This window comes from Micromonospora sp. NPDC049529 (assembly GCF_055586685.1).
In genome coordinates, this window is the sequence record NZ_JBVJHT010000001.1 from 392,677 (window position 1) to 411,120 (window position 18,444).

Consider the following 18,444-nt stretch of genomic DNA (forward strand, 5'->3'; position numbering starts at 1 on the left):
AGCGACCGTCTTCCCGACCACTCGGGGAGCGCTCCACCCCCGTGCCTGACGGTCGGTGTCGGGCGCCTACCCTCCTCGACGGAAGTCGATGACGGTCAGGCGCGTATCGAAGCCGCACGCTGGGTAAATGGGTCAGCCGGATGTGGTCCGGTCGGGGTGGGAGTGCATGGCACATGCGTAACGCCGAGGAGTTCGACGACTTCTACGCCGCGTCCTCCCGGCGGGTACTCGGTCAGGTGTACGCGATGGTCGGCAACCGCACCGAAGCCGAGGACGCGGTGGCAGAGGCGTACCTGCGGGCGTGGGACCGGTGGAGCCGGGTGCGCGAGTGCGACAGCCCCGAGGCGTGGGTGCGCCGGGTCGCGTACCGGATCGCGGTCTCGGCTTGGCGGAAGGCGGCGAACCGTCTGCGGGCGCATCGCCGGGAGGTGACCGACGACCATGTCGATCCGGTGAACCCGGACCATGTGGCGCTGGTGCAGGCTCTGCGCCGGATCTCGGCCGATCAACGTAGGGTCGTTGTCCTGCATCATCTCGTCGGTCTCAGTGTCGCCGAGATCGCGGCGGAGATCGGAACCTCCGCCAACACGGTCAAGACCTGGCTTGCCCGGGGCCGCCGGGCCCTGGCCGAGCACCTGACCGGCAGCGAGCAGTACGTCATGGGCGGGAGGGGCCGTGATGCGTGACGACCATCTCGACGACGGTCTGCGTTCGCTGGCCGCACACGCTGCCCGTACCGGTCGGCTCACCACCGTCGCGGGCGACATCCGCCGGCGCGGCGACGCGCGCCGCAGGCGCCGGCACGTCGCCACGGCAACGCTCGGTGTGGCGCTGGTGGGTCTGCTCGGCGCGGGCATCGCCGTGACCCGGCCGGACAGCCGGCCGTACCCGGGTCTGCCGGCGGCTCCGTCCGCGTCCGCCGGACCCACCGATGCGCCGACCGCGACGCCGACGCCGATGCTGTCGCCCCCACCGCCCGTTCCGGGGAGTGCGACCGATCTGCTGCTTTCCGGTACGCGTGAGGTCACGATCGTGCGGGTGCAGGCGTCGTCCGGGTCGGCCTTGTCGCTCGACGGTGGGTTGGCGGAGGTGGACGACGACAGCGGTCGCCAGTTGTTCGTCCCGACGCCGCTCGGTGGGGACACGTACCTGATCAAAGCGTTCGGCCGGCCGAACAACCACCCGGCCTCGGATGAGCCGTCCTGCTGGCAGGTGCTGAATCCGGGCACCTCGGAGTCGCTGACCGTCGAGGCGGCGGTCTGTGACGCGGACAGTCCGGGTCAGCGGTTCACCATCACCGCCAAGGGCGCGGGCGCGTACGCGATCAGCAACTCCTCGGCGTTCCTCCAGCGTACGGCCGCCGGTGGTCTGATTCTGGAGGAGTTGGGCGACGCCCCGTTGCGCAGCACCTTCCGCTTCGTCGACAACGGTCCGGCTCGCCGTCCGGCCGGCGGCTGATGGTGTTTCGAGACGTGGTCCCCGGGGTGATCGTCAGCCGCGTTTCCAGTCGACGTGGGCGCCGTCGGTCAGACTGTCCTTGTCGGCGTCGTACCGGTAGTTCTCGATGACCTCGGCGGGTGGCGCGTTGGTGACGCAGGAGAACTCGTAGTCGACGCGCAGCGTGTCGCCGGAGAGAACGCCGAGGCCGGAAAACTCGACCGGGTTGCCGTCGCACTCGCTCGCGCCGTCGTCGGTCTGGATGACGTCGTGGTCCACGGACGACCCACGTTGGGTGATCTTGAGAACCCGTTTGCTGCCGTCGTGGTCGGTGGTGGTCCAGGTGCCCGAAAGGGTCGTACCGGCGACGTGGGGCTTCTGCGACGGGCTGGCCTGCCCCGTGCTCTCCGATGTGCCGACCCGATCGGAGTTGCCCGGCCTGCTGTCGAGGTAGGCGAACAGGCCGACGACCGCGCTGATCAATGCCGCTACGGCGCCGACCATCACGGCGACGGCCTGCCACCGACCGTCGCTACCGGTGCCTGTTGTCTCCATGGAGCCATTGAATAGCAGCCCCGCATACGCCCGGAAGCAGCCGATCCGGCTGAGCCGGGCGACTCCCCGGCTCAGCCCACCCGCGCTACGCGATCAGCGGGTCTTCGCGAGTTCCACGAAGGCGCGCCAGACGTCGGGGGCGAAGCCGAGGGCGCCGCCGTCGCGGTCCTTGGTGTCGCGTACGAGCACGCGGGGCAGGTTGTCCGCCACCTCGACGCACGCTCCGCCGTTGCCGCTGCGCATGGTGCTCTCGGTGCTCTTGCGCCAGTCGGCCTCGGCCACGTCCATCATGTCTCCGCACGTATTTGCCCTAGATCGACGAGGAGAGAGGGGAGCGGAGGCGCGGCGCGTGGGTTAGTGCAGGGCGAGGGCGGCGTTGATGATCGCCCCGCTGACCTTCGTCTGGTCGTCGCCTTTGGCGTCGGTCGAGGTGATCGAGAAGGCGATCCGGAAGGTGCCGTCCCGGCTGGCCGCGATCGCGCTGGAGTAGCCGTACCGGGAACCGCTCTTGACCCAGAGCACCTCACCCGTCGGCAGGGTGAACGCGGTCAGCCCGATGCTGTACGCCGCCCGCCCACCGTCGACGTCGTCGACCTGTGGCAGGGTGAACATCTCGTCCAACTGCGCCGCCGGCAGCAGCCGACCACCGAACAGTGCAGCGCCGAAGCGGTCCAGGTCGGCGAGGGTGGAAATGATGTCACCCGACGCCGGGGTGATCGACTGGTTCCAGTTGGTCACGTCCACCAGCTCGGTCCGCCCGTCGCGGACCACCTGCTGGTAGCCGTGGGCGTGCGGGCCGTCGATGGTCGGGTCGTTTCCGGGTACGGAGGTGTCCCGCAGCCCGAGCGGCCTAAAGATCCGGTCCTGCATCTCCCGCGCGTACGAGTGCCCGGTGACCTTCTCGATCAGCATCCCGGCCACGATGTAGCCCATGTTCGTGTACTGCTGCTTCGAGCCCGGCGGGGTGAACACCGGGTCGTTGCGCAGTGCCTCCCGGACGATCCGTTCCTGCGTCCAGCGGTCGTACCGGTGGTCGATCGCCCACTCGATGTCGTCCGGCCGCGTCGGGCTCGGCAGTCCGCTGGTGTGGTCCAGCAGCTGCCGTACGGTCACCCGGTCGTAGTCGGCGGTCAGCAGACCGGGCAGGTAGCGGCGGACCGGGGCGTCCAGGTCCACCCGGTGCTCGGCGGCGAGTTGCAGGACGACGGTGGCGGTGAAGACCTTCGTGACGCTGCCGATCCGGAACCGGGCGCCGCGTGGGACCGGTGCCCCGGTCCGGAGGTTGCCGACCCCGTCGGCGCCGGTCCAGCAGCCGACCGGGGTGGTCAGCCGGACCTGGGCACTGGTCGCCTCGTCGGTCGGCAGGTCGTCGATGGCGTCCCGCAGTCCGGTGCCGTCGAGGGTGCCGGCCGGGCAGGTGACGGGCAGGTGTGCGGCGGCCCCCTGAGCAGACGGCAGTGCGGCGGTTCCCCGAGATGCCGCGAGCGCGGGGCCGGCAGTGCCGACGGCGAGGGTCGTACCGAGCAGGAGCGCGAGGGCGCCGGTCTGGCTCTTGGTGAATCTCATGCGACCCACCCTCTCGGGCGGCGACCCGCGTCACATCCGGGTCACGACCCCCGGCTTCCCCGGAGCCGTCGCCCTACGGGTCGCACGAGGCCCGCCCACACCGGAGGTCCGATGTGGGCGGGGCGGATCGAGACGTGCCGGTCGGTCAGCGGGCCTGGAGGGCGTCCAGTCCGATCGCCATGGCGATCACCAGTCGGCGGTCGAGCTGCGGGTTCTGCACCTCGATGAGGTACTTGTCGCGCAGGCCCCACTTCTTGACCACCGAGAACGCCGGCTGCTCGCCGAGCAGGAAGTCGAAGTGGTACGGCAACCAACTCAGCGAGTCCACGAACCGGCGCAGCAGCGCCACCGGCAGGCTGCGCTCCTGGCCACGGGCGGCGCCGAGGCCGGGCTGCTCGACGATCCAGGTGGAGCGGAGCAGCGACGCCTTGAAGTCCTTGCGGAACAGGCCGATGGCGTTGCCGGCGGCGTCGGTGATGTCGTACGTCGCGCCGAGGTCGATCCTCTGCCGTGCCTTGAAGCCGAGCACCGGCTGCTGCTTGGTGTCGTCGGTGTAGAGCGTGACCTGCTCCTTGAAGGCCATCCGCTTCTGCTGGGCGAAGGCGAGCAGTTGGCCCTCGGAACCGTCGGGTGCGACCGTGTGCACCTCGTACTGGTTCACCATCATGCGCAGCCGCTGCCGTACGTAGAACTGTTGCTGACCCTGAATGAGATCGACGGACATAGTGCTTGCCTCGTTCTGACGAGAGGGAATGTGGCGGCCCGTCAGCGGATCGAGGATCCGGAGATGGCCCGGCCGATGACCATACGCTGGATCTCCGACGTTCCCTCGAAAATTGTGTATATCTTGGCGTCCCGGTACCACCGTTCTACCGGATGGTCGCGGAGGAATCCGGCGCCGCCGAGGATCTGTACGGCCTTTTCGGTGACCGACACGGCCACCTCGCCGGCCTTGAGTTTTGCCATCGAGCCCTCGCCGGCCAGGAACGGGCGGTCGTTGCGCCCCATCCAGGCGGCCCGCCAGACGAGCAACCGGGCGGCGTCGATCTCCATCCGCATGTCGGCCAGGGCGAACGCGACCGCCTGGTGCTCCACGATCGGCCGGCCGAACTGGACCCGCTCCTTCGCGTAGTCGAGGGCGTACTCGTACGCGGCGCGGGCGACGCCGAGGGCCTGTGCGCCGACGGTGGGCCGGGACAACTCGAAGGTGCGCATCGCGGCCTGTCCGGTCGACCGCTGTCCGGAGCGCGCCCGGTCCAGGCGTTCGAGCAGCCGTTCCCGGCCGCCGAGCAGGCACTGTCCGGGTACGCGTACGTCGTCGAGGAAGACGTCGGCGGTGTGCGAGGCGCGCAGCCCGAGCTTGCGTAGTTTCCTGGTCGCGTGCAGTCCGGCGGTTCCCGGCGGTACGACGAAGGCGGCCTGCCCGCGCGAGCCGAGGGCGGGGTCGACGGAGGCGGTCACCACGTGCACCCCGGCGATCCCGCCGTTCGTCGCGTACGCCTTCTGTCCGCTCAGCACCCACTCGTCGGTGGCCTCGTCGTACCGGGCCCGGGTACGGATGGCGCTGACGTCGGAGCCGGCTTCGGGTTCGGTGCTGCAGAACGCGGCGACCGCCGGCTCGTCGACGGTGCCGTAGCACTGCGGCACCCATTCGACCAGTTGGTCGGGGGTGCCGGTGCCGTAGATGGCGGCGACCGCGAGGGAGGTGCCGAAGATGCCCAGGCCGATGCCGGCGTCGCCCCAGAAGAGTTCCTCGTTGGCGATCGGCAGGCTGAGCCCGCTCGGGTCGGCCCAGCAGTTGGCGACGAACTCGAAGCCGTAGAGGCCGATTTTTGCCGCTTCCTGGATGACCGGCCACGGGGTTTCCTCGCGGGCGTCCCACTCGGCGGCCGCCGGGCGCACGACCTCTTCGGCGAAGCCGTGCACCCAGTCCCGTAGGTCGCGCTGTTCCTCGTTCAGGTCGAGCGAGAATTCGGTCACGCCGTCGCCGCCCGGCCGTACGCGGTCACGCTGGTCAGTTCTTGGGGATGTCGAAGAGGCTGGCGATCTTGGAGGCCAGGGCCAGGTCGCCCTTTGCCTTCAGCTTGCCGGTCATGAACAGCATCACCGGGTTGGCGCCACCAGAGACGATTTTGAGGAACTCGACCGGGCCGAGGGTGAGGGCGAGCTTCGGGTCCTGCACCGGGGTGCTGGTGACCGTGCAGGTGCCGTTGTCGATGACAACCTCGTAGGTGTCGATGCCGCCGTCCGGGCGACCGGAGATGTTCCAGTGGATGACGGTGCTGGTCGAGCCGGCGCGCTCGGGCCGGAACAGCGACGGCATCCGCTCGAAGATCTGGTCGAGGATGGGAGCCCGGCTGTCGCCCTTCATGATCGTGGCGATCTGCGCGTCCGGAGTGGTCTTCACCAGCTTGGCGAACTCCTTCGGCTCCAGGGTGGCGAACCGGGCCGGGTCGAAGTCACTCATAAGGTGCACCTTCCGGGAGAGATTCAGGTTACTCTAGCGTAACCTTACGGGCGAGTAGGTATGCTCGCAAGGATGTCGAGCATCCCCAATTTCAAGCGGTTGCCCCGAGCCGTCCGGGAGCAGCAGATGCTCGACGCCGCCGTGAAGGTCTTCTCCCGTCGTGGGTACCACAGCGCCAGCATGGACGACATCGCCGAGGATGCGGGCATCTCGAAACCCATGGTCTACGCCTACCTCGGCACCAAGGAGAGCCTCTTCGTCGCCTGCCTGCACCGCGAGGGCACCCGGATGATGGAGGCGATCGTGAGCGCGGTCGCGGCCGAACTACCACCGGACGAACAGCTCTGGCGCGCCCTGCGGGCCTTCTTCGGTTTCGTCGGCGCGCACCGGGACGGCTGGGCGGTGCTCTACCGGCAGGCCCGCAGCGAGCAGCGGTTCGCCGGCGAGATCGCCACCATGCGCGCCCAGGTGGTCGACGTGGTCGCCGCGCTGCTGCGCCGCAACCTGCCCGCCCCGGCCGCCGACCGCCGCCCGGTCCGCGACACCGACCTGGAGGTGATGGCGTACGCGCTGGTCGGTGCCGCCGAGTCGCTGGCCGACTGGCTCACCGACAACCCGACCGAGGATCCCGAGCGGCTGGCCACCCGGCTGATGAACGCCACCTGGCTCGGCGCCGGGGAACTCCGCCTCGGCGAGGTCTGGCGCCCGCCCGCCGCAGACCAGCTCTAGCCGGCCACTGGCACGACAGCCGGGACCCGACCGGTCTCCGGTGCTTCCGGCGGTGCCGGGTCGTCGGCTCTCGGCGGTGCCGGATCATCGGGCCGCTCGCGCAGCCCGGCCGGTGTCCAGTCCTTGAGCCGCAGGGCCGGCTTCTGCACCAGATGCCAGGAGAGCACCGCGATTCCGAAACTGACCAGGCAACTGGCCACGAAGAAACCGACGAAACCGATCGCCTGCACCCCGGCCTTCGCCATCAGCTGCTGTACCAGGAACGAGTAGATGTACACCCCGTACGAGTAGTCGTTGGTCTGGCCGACCCGGTGCAGGACCTTCGGCAGCCGCACCGCGAGCCAGATCATCGCGTACGCGTACGCGAGCAGGCCGGGGCCGAAGATCGTCCCGTCGTGGACGAACCAGCCGATCGCCGCCAGCGAGAGCACCCCGAGCAGGTCGTTGATCGGCAACCGGTCGCTGTACTGCTCGGCGACCCACCCGGCGAGGAACATGAACCCGAACCAGAGCAGGTAACTCTTCTGGAGCAGGCCGAGTGGCGGCAGCAGGCCGATGGCACCGGTGGTCCAGATCGTCGACTGGCCACCGGTCAGCTGCTGGTAGTAGTTCCAGCAGAGCACACCGAACACGACGGTCAACGCCAGCAGCGGCAGCCAACGCAGCTGCCGGCGCAGGAGGGTGAGCACGGAGAGGACGGCAACCAGCAGGTACCAGAAGATCTCGTACGCGAGGGTCCAGAGCGAGCCGTTGAGCGTCGTCCCGCCCTGCCAGTGCCAGTACGGCGTGTCACCGCGCAGCAGATCGGCGATGCTCAGCTGCCGCAGGCCGCCCCACCAGTTCTGCCGCAGGTAGTCGAGGACACCGCCCGGACCACGCCACAGGCCGTCGAGCGTGCCGTGCCGCTGCTGGTAGAGCAGGGGTGCGACGACCAGGGCCGTGAACAGGAGCCCGACCCACAGGCCGGGCCAGATCCGGATCGCGCGGTGCCAGAGGAAGCGGGGTACCGAATTACGTCTGGCGCTGCGGGTGATGAGAAAACCGGACACCACGAAAAAACCCGCAGTCAGGGTTCCCGCGTCGATTCCCCCCATGAACGGACGCCCGAAACCGAGCGCGGCCGTGTGGGTCAGCACCACACCGAACGCGAACATCAGCCGGAGGAAGCCGAAACTGTTAGCGCGACCGGCGTACGCCTGGGCCAGGGGCACTGACGACATCGACAGTCGGGCAGCACCCCGTGCGAGCGAGATCAACAAGGACCGCCCTAGCGGAGGAGATTTGAGGCATGACAGGATCCCACAACCTCAAAAATCCGTCAGAGCTGCCCCTCAGTGGATCGCTCCGACCAGATGCGGTCGGCCGGAATCGGCGTCGTGCAGGGCGAAATCCCAGGCGGGAGTGGCGCTGAAGGCGACCGTTTCCGGGAGAAATATCGGCAGTTTGAATGACACTTCAACCGTGTACGCGTCCGGCAGTCGCCCCTCCAACGCCGCCAGGCAACGGGCCTTGCTCCACATGCCGTGCGCGATCGGGCGCGGAAAACCGAGCAGGCGGGCGCCGAACCGGGAGGTGTGGATCGGGTTCCGGTCGCCGGAGACGCGCGCGTAGGCCGTACCCGTCGACGGGGTGACCCGCCACTGTCCGGTGGCGGCCGGCGGCGCCGGGCGGTCACCGGGCTCGTGCCGCTCGTCCGCCGTCGCGGTCGGCTCCCGGCGCAGGTACGTCGACACCTCCTGCCAGACCGGCTCCCCGGTCACCGACGCGGTGGTGAGCACGTCGAACTGCCGGCCGCGCGGGTGCGGGCGCGCGTCGGCGGTCCGCACCGACAGGTCCAGCAACTCGCCCGCGTCGATCGGCCGGTGCAGGGTGATCCGGTTCGCCACGTGCACCAGCCCGAGCAGCGGGAACGGGAAGTCCGGGGCGGTCATCAGCCGCATCGCCAGCGGAAACGCCAGCACGTGCGGGTACGTCGCCGGCAGCGTGTCGGTGAGCCGGAACCCGCACACCCTGTCGTACGCGGCCAGCTGCCCCCGGTCGACGCCGACCCCGTACAGCAGCAGTTCGGTACGCGGCAGCGGCGCCTCGACGTCGGACTGTCCGCCCTCCGCCCCCGCCCTGGCCTGCGGCGACGTCGACCGGCGGCGGCCGGGCAGCAGTGCGGTGACCGCCCGCCGGTAGAGCGCCCCGGTGGCCGGAGCCCTGCTCAGCTCGACCCTCTCCGCCCGATCCGGGTTGGACATCATGCCCCCAGCAGGCTCTGGCCGCAGACGCGGACGATGTTGCCGGTGACACCGGCGGAGGTGGGTGCGGCGAACCAGGCGATCGTCTCGGCGACGTCGACCGGGAGTCCGCCCTGCGCCATGCTGTTCAGTCGCCGGCCGGCCTCGCGCAGGCCGATCGGCATCCTCGCGGTCAGCCGGGTCTCGATGAAGCCCGGCGCGACCGCGTTGATGGTGATGCCCCGTTCGGCGAGGACCGGGGTCATCGACTGCACCAGCCCGATCACGCCGGCCTTGGCGGTGGCGTAGTTGGTCTGGCCCCGGTTGCCGGCGATGCCGGCGATCGAGGAGACGCTGACCATCCGCCCGCCGGCCGGAATCAGTTCGCGGTAGAGCAGCAGGTCGTTGATTCGTTCCTGGCTGGAGAGGTTCACCGCCAGCACCTGGTCCCAACCGTCGGCGTCCATCCGGGCGATGGTCCGGTCCCGGGTGATGCCGGCGTTGTGCACCACGATGTCGACCCGGCCGTGCCGGTCGCCGAACAGGTCGGCGAGGCGGGCCGGCGCGTCGGACGCGGTCAGATCCAGTTGTACGGCGCTGCCCCGGATGTCGTTCGCCACCTCGGCGAGCAGGTCCCCGACGGCCGGTACGTCCAACGCGACCACGTGCGCGCCGTCGCGGGCCAGCACCCGGGCGACCGCCGTACCGATTCCGCGCGCGGCACCGGTGACCAGGGCGACCTTGCCGACGAGCGGCCGGTCCCAGTCGATCCGTTCCCGATGGCCCCCGTCACCGGGGCCTGGTTCGGTGATCCGGACGACCTGCCCGGAGACGTACGCGGACCGGCCGGAGAGCAGGAAACGCAGCGTCGACTCGATAGCGGTCCCGGCGTTCCGGTCGACGTAGACGAGTTGGGCGGTGATGCCCCGACCGAACTCCTTGCCGATGCTGCGGATCAGTCCTTCGAGAGCGCGTTGGGCGGTGGCTTCGCGCGGGGCCGCGCAGACCTCCGGCGGGGTGCCGAGCACGATCACCCGCCCGCTCGGTCGCACCGACCGGGCGTGCGCGTGGAAGAAGTCGTAGAGCGGCCGGAGTGTGCTGGAGTCGGTCACCCCGGTGGCGTCGTAGACCAGCGCCGCAGGCCGGACCCCGCTGCTCGCTGGTGTCGTGCCGCTGGTTGGTGTCATGGTGCTGTTCGGTGTCATGGTGCTGGTTGCTGTCGTGGTGCTGGTTGCTGTCGTGGTGCTGGTTGCTGTCGTGGTGCTGGTTGCTGTCGTGGTGCTGGTTGCTGTCGTGGTGCTGGCCGGCATGGTGGTGGTCGACGGGTCGGCGAGTTCGACACCGGCGGCGGTGAGCAGCTTGGCGACGGGTTCGCGCAGCCGGCCGCCGGGGGCGGCGTCGAGCAGCACCGGACCCGGTACGAGTGGATCGCCCGGCTGGTATCGGCGCAGTCTGGGCGGATCGGGCAGGCCGAGTCGCTTGACGAGGGCGCGGCCGGCGCCTGAGTTCGCGAAGCTCGCGTACCTGTCACTCATAGGCGTAGCCTACTGGTGAGTAGGTTTGAGGCAAGCCCTGAACGAGGAGACGGGAACGTGGAGACCGTACGTCGCGTCGCGGTGCTCGGGGGCAATCGCATCCCGTTCGCCCGTTCCAACGGCCGCTATGCCGACGCGTCCAACCAGGACATGCTCACCGCCGCGCTCAACGGACTGGTGGCCCGGTTCGGGCTGGCCGGGGAGCAGATCGGCGAGGTGGTGGCCGGGGCGGTACTCAAGCACTCCCGTGACTTCAACCTCACCCGCGAGGTGGTGCTCGGTTCCCGGCTCGACCCGCGCACCCCGGCGTACGACATCCAGCAGGCCTGCGGCACCGGGCTGGAGGCGACCATCCTGGTCGGCAACAAGATCGCCCTCGGGCAGATCGACGTCGGCATCGCCGGTGGCGTCGACACCACCTCCGACGCCCCGCTCGCGGTCAACGAGGAGTTCCGGCGCACCCTGCTCAAACTCAACTCCGCCCGTACGCCGCTCGCCCGGTTGCGCGCGGCGGCCCGGCTCCGCCCGCACCAACCGTTCCTGCCCGAGACGCCGCGCAACGCCGAACCGCGTACCGGGCTGTCGATGGGCGACCATGCGGCGGTCACCGCCCTGCGCTGGGGCATCGGCCGGCAGGCCCAGGACGCGCTCGCGCTCGCCTCGCACCGGCGGCTCGCCGCCGCGTACGAGCGCGGTTTCTTCGACGACCTGGTGACTCCCTATCTCGGGCTGACCAGGGACGCGAACCTGCGGCCGGACACCTCGATGGAGAAACTCGGCGCGCTGGCACCGGTCTTCGGCACCAGGGGTCCCGGTCGGGCGGGCGCCACCATGACAGCCGGCAACTCGTCACCGCTCACCGACGGCGCGTCGACCGTGCTGCTCGCCTCCGAGGAGTGGGCCGCCGCCCATCATCTGCCGGTGCTGGCGTACCTGACCTTCTCCGAGGTGGCCGCGGTCGACTTCGTCCACGGTGACGAGGGGCTGTTGATGGCCCCCGCGTACGCGGTGCCCCGGATGCTGGCGCGGGCCAAGCTGAGCCTGACCGACTTCGACTACTACGAGATCCACGAGGCGTTCGCGTCGCAGGTGCTGGCCACCCTCGCCGCCTGGGAGTCGGCCGACTTCTGCAAGGAGCGTCTCGGCCTCGACGGTCCACTGGGCACCATCGACCGGACGAAACTGAACGTCAACGGCTCCTCGCTCGCTGCCGGCCACCCCTTCGCCGCCACCGGCGGCCGGATCGTCGCCACCCTCGCCAAACTCCTGCACGAAGACGCCCGCGACCCCGCCGGCGCCTCCCCCTCCGCCCGCCCCCGCCGAGGCCTCATCTCCATCTGCGCCTCCGGCGGCCAAGGCGTGGCAGCCATCCTCGAACGCTGACCCGCCCACGGTAGGAAACGGAGGTTGATCATGAAGTTAGCGACAGGGTTCGGCTGTTGAGGGCGCGCTAACTTCATGATCAACCACGTTAGTTGGCGGCTTGGGAGAGGGTTTCGTATTCGAGGTCGGTCAGTTTGATGGTGGCGGCGCCGATGTTTTGTTCCAGGTGGGCGATGGACGAGGTGCCGGGGATGGGAAGCATCACCGGTGACCGCTTGAGCAGCCAGGCGAGCGCGAGCTGGGCCGGGGTGGCCCCGTGGTCACGGGCGATCCGGGCCAGCGGGCCTCCGTCACGGGCGAGCGGGCCGTTGGCCAGCGGGAACCACGGGATGAAGCCGATGCCGTGCTCGGTCGAGTAGTCGAGCAGGGCCTCGGCGGACCGGTTGGCGACGTTGTAGAGGTTCTGCACCGAGACGATGTCGGCGAACTTCGACGCGGCCTCGACATCGGCGACCGAGACCTCGCTCAGCCCGATGTGCCGGATCTTGCCCTCGTCCTGGAGTGCCTTCAGCTCGCCGATCTGGTCGGCCAGCGGCACCTTCGGGTCGATCCGGTGCAACTGGAACAGGTCGATCCGCTCCACCCCGAGGTGGCGCAGGCTCAGTTCCGCCTGCTGGCGCAGGTATTCCGGACGACCAAGTGGCGTCCACTGTGCCGGACCCTGGCGGGTGAAGCCGGCCTTGGTCGCGATGACCAGACTCTCCGGGTACGGGTGGAGCGCCTTCTTGATCAGCAGTTCGGCGACGAACGGGCCGTACGAGTCGGCGGTGTCGATGAAATCGACGCCCAGCTCGATCGAGCGGCGCAGGACGCGTACGGCCTCGTCGGGGTCGCGCGGATCGCCCCACACGCCCTCGCCGGTGAGCTGCATCGAACCGAATCCGAGCCGGGTCACCGGCAGGTCTCCGCCGAGCAGGAACGTGCCGCTGGGTGCTGCGGTGACGGGTGTGTCGGTCATCTGAGACTCCCGTTCGATTGGATTCGGTCGATCAAGCTGGACGAAAGTTCAGCTTAGGTCGGGTGGGACGGGCCGACCACCCCTCGGTTGATCAAGGCGGCCCGACCTGGTTGCCTGGTGCGGTCATCCCCCGGTCGAAACGATCAGAGCCTGGTCGATCATTCCCGAGCAGGAAGGAGCGTGGCGATGTCGAGCACGGCTGCCCTCGCGCCACTGCGTCACCGTGCTTTCCGCTACCTCGCCGTCGGGCGGTTCGTCAACGTACTCGGCAACTCGGTGGCGCCGACCGCGCTCGCCTTCGCCGTACTCGATCTGACCGGGTCGGTCCGTGACCTCGGCCTGGTGGTCGGCGCCCGGTCGCTGGCCAACGTGATCTTCCTGCTCTTCGGTGGGGTGATCGCCGACCGGCTGCCCCGGCAGGCGGTGATGGTCGCCTCCTGCACGCTCGCCGCCCTCACCCAGGCGGCCGTCGCCGCGCTCGTGCTGAGCGGACACGCGACGATCCCGCTGCTGCTCGTACTCAGCGCGGTCAACGGCACGGTGAGCGCCTTCGCGTTCCCGGCCGCCGCCGCCCTGATGCCGCAGACCGTGCCGGCGGAACTGCTGCAGTCGGCGAACGCGCTCAGCCGGCTCGGCGTCAACATCGGCTCGATCGGTGGCGCCTCCGCCGGCGGGATCCTGGTCGCCACCGTCGGTCCGGGGTGGGGCATCGCCGTCGACGCGTTCACGTTCGCGCTGGCCGGGCTCGCCTTCGCCGGCGTACGGGTGGCCGGGGTGCGGGACCGGCGCCAGGCTCGACGCAGCACCTGGACCGAGCTGCGGGAGGGCTGGACGGAGTTCGCCTCGCGTACCTGGGTCTGGGTGGTGGTGCTCGGCTTCATGGTGCTCAACGCCGCGCTGAGCAGCGGGATCGGCGTGCTCGGTCCGGCCGTCGCCGACGAGACGATCGGGCGCAAGGCGTGGGGGCTGGTGCTGGCGGCGCAGACCCTGGGCCTGGTGGCCGGGGCACTGATCGCCCTGCGGCTGCGGGTTCGCCGGCTGCTGCTGCTCGGCGTGGCCTGCATGGTCGGGCCGGCGTTGCTGCTGGTCGTGCTCGCGGTGGCACCGGTTTTCGGGCTCCTGCTGCTGACCGCGTTCATCGGTGGCCTGGCGTTGGAACAGTTCGGCGTCGCCTGGGAGACCTCGGTCCAGCGGTACGTGCCGGCCGACCGGCTCGCCCGCGTCTACTCGTACGACGCGCTCGGTTCCTTCCTGGCGATCCCGCTCGGCCAGATCGCGATCGGGCCGGTGGCGCTCGCCCTCGGCAACGCACCGACCCTGCTGATCGCCGCCGGGCTGATCACACTCTCGGTGCTCGGCATGCTCGCCAGTCGGGACGTACGCCACCTGCCCAGCCGGCCGCCGACCGAACCGGTCACGCCGGAACCGGCGCACCCCGCCACCGTCACGGCCGGCTGACCGGGCCGGCGTCCGGCGGCCGACAGTGGAGATCGTGACCGGGGTCGTACGATCCGTCAGGATGGTCCGACAGTCGGAAAGGGGTTCCATGAGCACCGGGGTCGAAACGCTTGAGTTCCAGGCCGAGGCGCGCCAACTCTTGCAGTTGATGATCCACTCGATCTATTCGAACAAGGACATCTTCCTGCGCGAGCTGATCTCCAACGCCTCCGACGCACTGGACAAGCTGAGGCTGGAGTCGCTGGTCGACAAGGAGTTGCAGGTCGACACGTCCGACCTGCACATCGAGATCGAGGTCGACCGGGAACAGCGCACGCTGACCGTACGGGACAACGGCATCGGCATGTCGCGGGACGAGGTCGTCGGGCTCATCGGCACGATCGCGAAGTCCGGCACCGCCGAACTGCTGCGGCAGCTCAAGGAGTCGAAGGACGCGGCGGCCTCACAGGACCTGATCGGCCAGTTCGGCGTCGGTTTCTACTCCACCTTCATGGTGGCCGACAAGGTTTCGCTGGTCAGCCGTCGGGTGGGCGAGGAGAACGGCACCCGTTGGGAGTCCGACGGCGCCGGGACGTACACGATCGAGCCGGTCGCCGACGCACCGCAGGGTACGGCCGTCACCGTGCACCTCAAGCCGGAGGACGAGGAGGACCAGCTCTTCGACTACACCGGCGAATGGAAGATCAGGGAGCTGGTCAAGCGCTACTCCGACTTCATCGCCTGGCCGATCCGGATGCAGGTCGAGCGCCCGGCCACCGACGGCGACGGCGAGGGTGACGAGGCCCCGAAGCACGAGGTCAAGACCCTCAACTCGATGAAGGCGCTCTGGGCCCGGCCACGCAACGAGGTCGGCGACGACGAGTACAACGAGTTCTACCGGCACGTCAGCCGGGACTGGAACGACCCGCTCGAAATCATCCGGATGAAGGGCGAGGGCACCTTCGAGTACGAGGCGCTGCTCTTCATCCCGTCGCAGGCGCCGTTCGACCTGTTCACCCGCGACGCCAAGCTCGGCATCCAGCTCTACGTCAAGCGCGTCTTCATCATGGACGACTGCCAGGCGCTGATGCCGGAGTACCTGCGTTTCGTCAAGGGCGTGGTCGACGCGCACGACCTCTCGCTCAACATCTCGCGGGAGATCCTCCAGCAGGACCGCCAGATCCAGCTCATGCGTCGTCGCCTGGTCAAGAAGGTGCTCTCGACGGTCAAGGACCTGATGACCCAGGACGCCGACAAGTACGCCACCTTCTGGCGGGAGTTCGGTCGGGCGGTCAAGGAGGGCCTGCTCAACGACTTCGAGAACCAGCGCGCGATCCTCGACATCTCCTCCTTCGCCTCGACCCAGGATCCGGAGCAGCTGGTCACGCTCCAGCAGTACGTCGAGCGGATGAAGGAGGGACAGTCGGACATCTACTACATGACCGGCGAGTCCCGGAAGATGATTGAGAACTCGCCGCACATGGAGGCGTTCCACGCCAAGGGCTACGAGGTGCTGCTGCTCACGGACCCGGTCGACGAGATGTGGGTCGAGGCGGTCCGGGACTTCGACGGCAAGCAGTTGCGGTCGATCGCCAAGGGGCAGGTGGATCTCGACGCGGAGCAGGAGAACAAGGCCGACGAGCCCGAGCGCGAGCAGCAGAAGGAGGAATATGCCGCCCTGCTCACCTGGCTGTCGACGCAGCTCGCCGAGCAGGTGAAGGAGGTACGCCTCTCGTCCCGCCTCACCACCTCCCCGGCGATCCTGGTCGGTGACGCCCAGGACATGACCCCGACCCTGGAGCGGATGTACCGCGCCATGGGCCAGGAGTTGCCGCAGATCAAGCGGGTCCTGGAGCTGAACCCGACGCACCCGCTGGTCACCGGCCTGCGCAAGGCCCACGAGCAGCGCCCCGAGGACCCGGCGATCGCCGAGACCGCCGAACTCCTCTACGGCACCGCCCTGCTGGCCGAGGGCGGCGAACTCCCCGACCCCGCCCGCTTCGCCCGCCTCCTCTCCGACCGCCTATCCCGCACCCTCTAACCCCACCCGATAAGGGCGTTGATCATGAAGTTAGCGCGGATTTCCGAGCCCGGGATCCGCGCTAACTTCATGATCGACCGAGGGGCGGCGGGGTGGGGACGGGAGGTGGGGGTGGGTGCGGGAGGATGGGGGCGTGACGGAGAGCAGCCAGGATCGGCCCCGGGTTCCCAACGTTCTTGCGGGGCGGTACGCCTCAATCGAGCTGGTGCGGCTCTGGTCGCCGGAGGAGAAGATCCGGATGGAACGGCGGCTCTGGCTCGCCGTACTCCGGGCCCAGCGGGATCTTGGCGTGGCGCTGCCGGATGGCGTGGTCGAGGCGTACGAGCGGGTGCTCGATCAGGTCGACCTGGAGTCGATCGCCGCCCGTGAGCGAATCACCCGGCACGACGTCAAGGCGCGGATCGAGGAGTTCAGCGCGCTCGCCGGCTACGAGCACGTGCACAAGGGCATGACCTCCCGGGATCTGACCGAAAATGTCGAGCAGTTGCAGATCCGGGCCTCCCTGGAGCTGATCCGGGACCGGGTGGTCGCCACCCTCGCCCGACTCGCCCGGCTCGCGGTCGAGCACTCCGACCTGGTGATGACCGGCCGTTCACACAACGTGGCGGCGCAGGCGACCACGCTGGGCAAGCGGTTCGCGTCGGCAGCCGAGGAACTGCTGATCGCGTACGAGCGGCTCACCGACCTGATCGACCGGTACCCGCTGCGGGGCATCAAGGGACCGGTCGGCACCGCCGCCGACCAGCTCGACCTCTTCGACGGCGACGACGAGCGGCTGGCCGAGTTGGAACGGCGGGTCGCCGGGCACCTCGGCTTCAGCCGGGTGCTGGCCAGCGTCGGCCAGGTCTACCCGCGCTCCCTCGACTTCGACGTGATCGCCGCGCTGGCCCAGACCGCGGCGGCACCCTCGTCGCTGGCGACCACGATCCGGCTGATGGTCGGCCAGGAACTGGTCACCGAGGGCTTCCGCCCCGGCCAGGTCGGGTCCAGCGCGATGCCGCACAAGATGAACACCCGGTCCAGCGAGCGGGTCAACGGACTCGCCGTGATCATCCGGGGTTACCTGTCCATGGTCGGCGAGCTGGCCGGCGACCAGTGGAACGAGGGCGACGTCTCCTGCTCGGTGGTCCGCCGGGTGGCGCTGCCGGACGCGTTCTTCGCCGCCGACGGCCTGTTCCAGACCTTCCTCACCGTGCTCGACGAGTTCGGCGCGTACCCGGCGGTGATCGCCCGTGAGCTGGACCGCTACCTGCCGTTCCTGGCGACCACGAAACTCCTGGTGGCCGCGGTCCGCCGGGGTGTGGGCCGGGAGGTGGCGCACGAGGTGATCAAGGAGCACGCGGTCGCGGTCGCGCTGGCTATGCGGGAGAAGGGCACGACCGAGAACGACCTCTTCGACCGGCTCGCCACCGACGGCCGGCTCGGACTGAGCCGGGCCGAGATCGACGCGCTGGTCGCGGACCGGGCGGCTTTCGCCGGTGCGGCATCGGCCCAGGTACGGGCGGTCGCCGACCGGGTGGCCCAGGTCGTCGCGGCGCACCCGGAGGCGGCAGGGTACGAGCCCGCCCCGATCCTCTAGACCGATCCGGTACTGGTCCAGACAGCTGGACCAGTACCGGCCAGCGGTTCAGGTTTCCGGAGTCGGGGTCGGGGTCTCTGCCGCGCTGCGCAGGTCGGGCGCGCTTGGCGGCTCCGAGACTCCGATCGGATCGGGCAGGATCTCGGCGCTGTGGGCCAGGTTGGCCGCGAGCAGCGGCTCGTCCGGCAGCGGCGTACGCGGTTGTTCGCGGATCACCACGGCCGTGCCGTACGCGCAGAGTTCCATCCACATCTCGCCCACCTCGCGATGGTCGAAACGCATGCCGATCACGGCGTTGGCGCCGAGCCGGCGGGCTTCTTCGCCCAGATTGGCCACCGCCTCCGTCCGCCACCGGGTGAGGTTCTCCGGCGCTTTCGGGTCGTACGCCCCACCGCGGAGGTTCTTCACCCCTTCGCGGTACGGGTTACGGGTTCGGGCCATCGATGACACTACTTCGCCGAGGACTGCGCGGATCTCGTACCCGGGAAGGACATCCGTCGTCACGACCAGCACGTGTTGATGCTGGCAGAGCCGG

18 protein-coding genes are annotated in these 18,444 nt (G+C 69.4%); 7 read left to right on the plus strand and 11 right to left on the minus strand.

Annotation, left to right across the window (positions count from 1 at the left end):
- The first annotated feature begins 173 nt into the window (after positions 1–173).
- Both ACZ6QQ_RS01830 and ACZ6QQ_RS01835 read left to right on the plus strand, forming a co-directional pair.
- Positions 174–686 (plus strand): SigE family RNA polymerase sigma factor, encoded by a 513-nt coding sequence (locus tag ACZ6QQ_RS01830; RefSeq protein ID WP_465873481.1) that lies wholly within the window; start codon positions 174–176, stop codon positions 684–686.
- The gene (locus tag ACZ6QQ_RS01835) at positions 679–1,458 is read left to right on the plus strand and encodes an RICIN domain-containing protein (protein WP_465873483.1); all 780 of its coding nucleotides are present in this window, start codon (positions 679–681) and stop codon (positions 1,456–1,458) included. The genes ACZ6QQ_RS01830 and ACZ6QQ_RS01835 overlap by 8 nt, the downstream gene beginning before the upstream one ends.
- Positions 1,459–1,491: 33 nt before the next feature.
- On the opposite strand, the gene ACZ6QQ_RS01840 is transcribed toward ACZ6QQ_RS01835, so the two are convergent.
- The 6 genes from ACZ6QQ_RS01840 to ACZ6QQ_RS01865 all read right to left on the minus strand — a co-directional run bounded on the left by ACZ6QQ_RS01840 (position 1,492) and on the right by ACZ6QQ_RS01865 (position 6,025).
- Positions 1,492–1,992, minus strand: coding sequence for a hypothetical protein (locus ACZ6QQ_RS01840; protein WP_465873484.1), 501 nt, complete (start codon positions 1,990–1,992; stop codon positions 1,492–1,494).
- 93 nt (positions 1,993–2,085) lie between these two features.
- The gene (locus ACZ6QQ_RS01845; protein WP_465873779.1) at positions 2,086–2,280 is read right to left on the minus strand and encodes a DUF397 domain-containing protein; all 195 of its coding nucleotides are present in this window, start codon (positions 2,278–2,280) and stop codon (positions 2,086–2,088) included.
- 66 nt (positions 2,281–2,346) lie between these two features.
- On the minus strand, positions 2,347–3,558 hold the full coding sequence (locus tag ACZ6QQ_RS01850) for a serine hydrolase domain-containing protein (RefSeq protein ID WP_465873486.1): 1,212 nt from the start codon (positions 3,556–3,558) through the stop codon (positions 2,347–2,349).
- A 145-nt stretch (positions 3,559–3,703) separates the two neighbouring features.
- Positions 3,704–4,282 (minus strand): LURP-one-related family protein, encoded by a 579-nt coding sequence (locus ACZ6QQ_RS01855; protein WP_465873488.1) that lies wholly within the window; start codon positions 4,280–4,282, stop codon positions 3,704–3,706.
- Between the two features lie 41 nt (positions 4,283–4,323).
- The gene (locus ACZ6QQ_RS01860) at positions 4,324–5,538 is read right to left on the minus strand and encodes an acyl-CoA dehydrogenase family protein (RefSeq protein ID WP_465873490.1); all 1,215 of its coding nucleotides are present in this window, start codon (positions 5,536–5,538) and stop codon (positions 4,324–4,326) included.
- A 34-nt stretch (positions 5,539–5,572) separates the two neighbouring features.
- Positions 5,573–6,025 (minus strand): SCP2 sterol-binding domain-containing protein, encoded by a 453-nt coding sequence (locus ACZ6QQ_RS01865; RefSeq protein ID WP_465873492.1) that lies wholly within the window; start codon positions 6,023–6,025, stop codon positions 5,573–5,575.
- A 72-nt stretch (positions 6,026–6,097) separates the two neighbouring features.
- On the opposite strand from ACZ6QQ_RS01865, the gene ACZ6QQ_RS01870 reads away from it, so the two are divergent.
- A complete protein-coding gene (locus ACZ6QQ_RS01870; protein ID WP_465873494.1) occupies positions 6,098–6,754 on the plus strand; it encodes a TetR/AcrR family transcriptional regulator in 657 nt (218 codons plus the stop codon).
- Here ACZ6QQ_RS01870 and ACZ6QQ_RS01875 read toward each other — a convergent pair.
- From ACZ6QQ_RS01875 to ACZ6QQ_RS01885, 3 genes are all read right to left on the minus strand, one after another.
- Entirely contained in the window at positions 6,751–7,974 is a 1,224-nt protein-coding gene (locus ACZ6QQ_RS01875; RefSeq protein ID WP_465873495.1) for an acyltransferase family protein, read from the minus strand. The two genes, ACZ6QQ_RS01870 and ACZ6QQ_RS01875, sit on opposite strands and share 4 nt — an antisense overlap.
- A gap of 111 nt (positions 7,975–8,085) precedes the next feature.
- Positions 8,086–9,000 carry a MaoC/PaaZ C-terminal domain-containing protein gene (locus tag ACZ6QQ_RS01880; protein WP_465873497.1) on the minus strand — a complete coding sequence of 305 codons (915 nt, stop codon included), beginning with the start codon at positions 8,998–9,000 and terminating at the stop codon, positions 8,086–8,088.
- Positions 8,997–10,511 carry a 3-oxoacyl-ACP reductase gene (locus ACZ6QQ_RS01885; protein WP_465873499.1) on the minus strand — a complete coding sequence of 505 codons (1,515 nt, stop codon included), beginning with the start codon at positions 10,509–10,511 and terminating at the stop codon, positions 8,997–8,999. The genes ACZ6QQ_RS01880 and ACZ6QQ_RS01885 overlap by 4 nt, the downstream gene beginning before the upstream one ends.
- A 57-nt stretch (positions 10,512–10,568) precedes the next feature.
- Here ACZ6QQ_RS01885 and ACZ6QQ_RS01890 point away from each other — a divergent pair, with 57 nt between their 5' ends.
- The gene (locus tag ACZ6QQ_RS01890; RefSeq protein ID WP_465873501.1) at positions 10,569–11,894 is read left to right on the plus strand and encodes an acetyl-CoA C-acetyltransferase; all 1,326 of its coding nucleotides are present in this window, start codon (positions 10,569–10,571) and stop codon (positions 11,892–11,894) included.
- A gap of 88 nt (positions 11,895–11,982) precedes the next feature.
- On the opposite strand, the gene ACZ6QQ_RS01895 is transcribed toward ACZ6QQ_RS01890, so the two are convergent.
- A complete protein-coding gene (locus ACZ6QQ_RS01895) occupies positions 11,983–12,852 on the minus strand; it encodes an aldo/keto reductase (protein WP_465873503.1) in 870 nt (289 codons plus the stop codon).
- A gap of 186 nt (positions 12,853–13,038) precedes the next feature.
- On the opposite strand from ACZ6QQ_RS01895, the gene ACZ6QQ_RS01900 reads away from it, so the two are divergent.
- The 3 genes from ACZ6QQ_RS01900 to purB all read left to right on the plus strand — a co-directional run bounded on the left by ACZ6QQ_RS01900 (position 13,039) and on the right by purB (position 17,909).
- Entirely contained in the window at positions 13,039–14,310 is a 1,272-nt protein-coding gene (locus ACZ6QQ_RS01900; RefSeq protein ID WP_465873505.1) for an MFS transporter, read from the plus strand.
- A gap of 88 nt (positions 14,311–14,398) precedes the next feature.
- Entirely contained in the window at positions 14,399–16,330 is a 1,932-nt protein-coding gene (gene htpG / locus ACZ6QQ_RS01905) for a molecular chaperone HtpG (RefSeq protein ID WP_465873507.1), read from the plus strand.
- A 133-nt stretch (positions 16,331–16,463) separates the two neighbouring features.
- Entirely contained in the window at positions 16,464–17,909 is a 1,446-nt protein-coding gene (gene purB / locus ACZ6QQ_RS01910) for an adenylosuccinate lyase (protein WP_465873509.1), read from the plus strand.
- Between the two features lie 48 nt (positions 17,910–17,957).
- On the opposite strand, the gene ACZ6QQ_RS01915 is transcribed toward purB, so the two are convergent.
- Positions 17,958–18,422: a YbjQ family protein gene (locus tag ACZ6QQ_RS01915; RefSeq protein WP_465873511.1), complete on the minus strand. Its 465-nt coding sequence runs from the start codon at positions 18,420–18,422 to the stop codon at positions 17,958–17,960.
- Between the last annotated feature and the right edge of the window lie 22 nt (positions 18,423–18,444).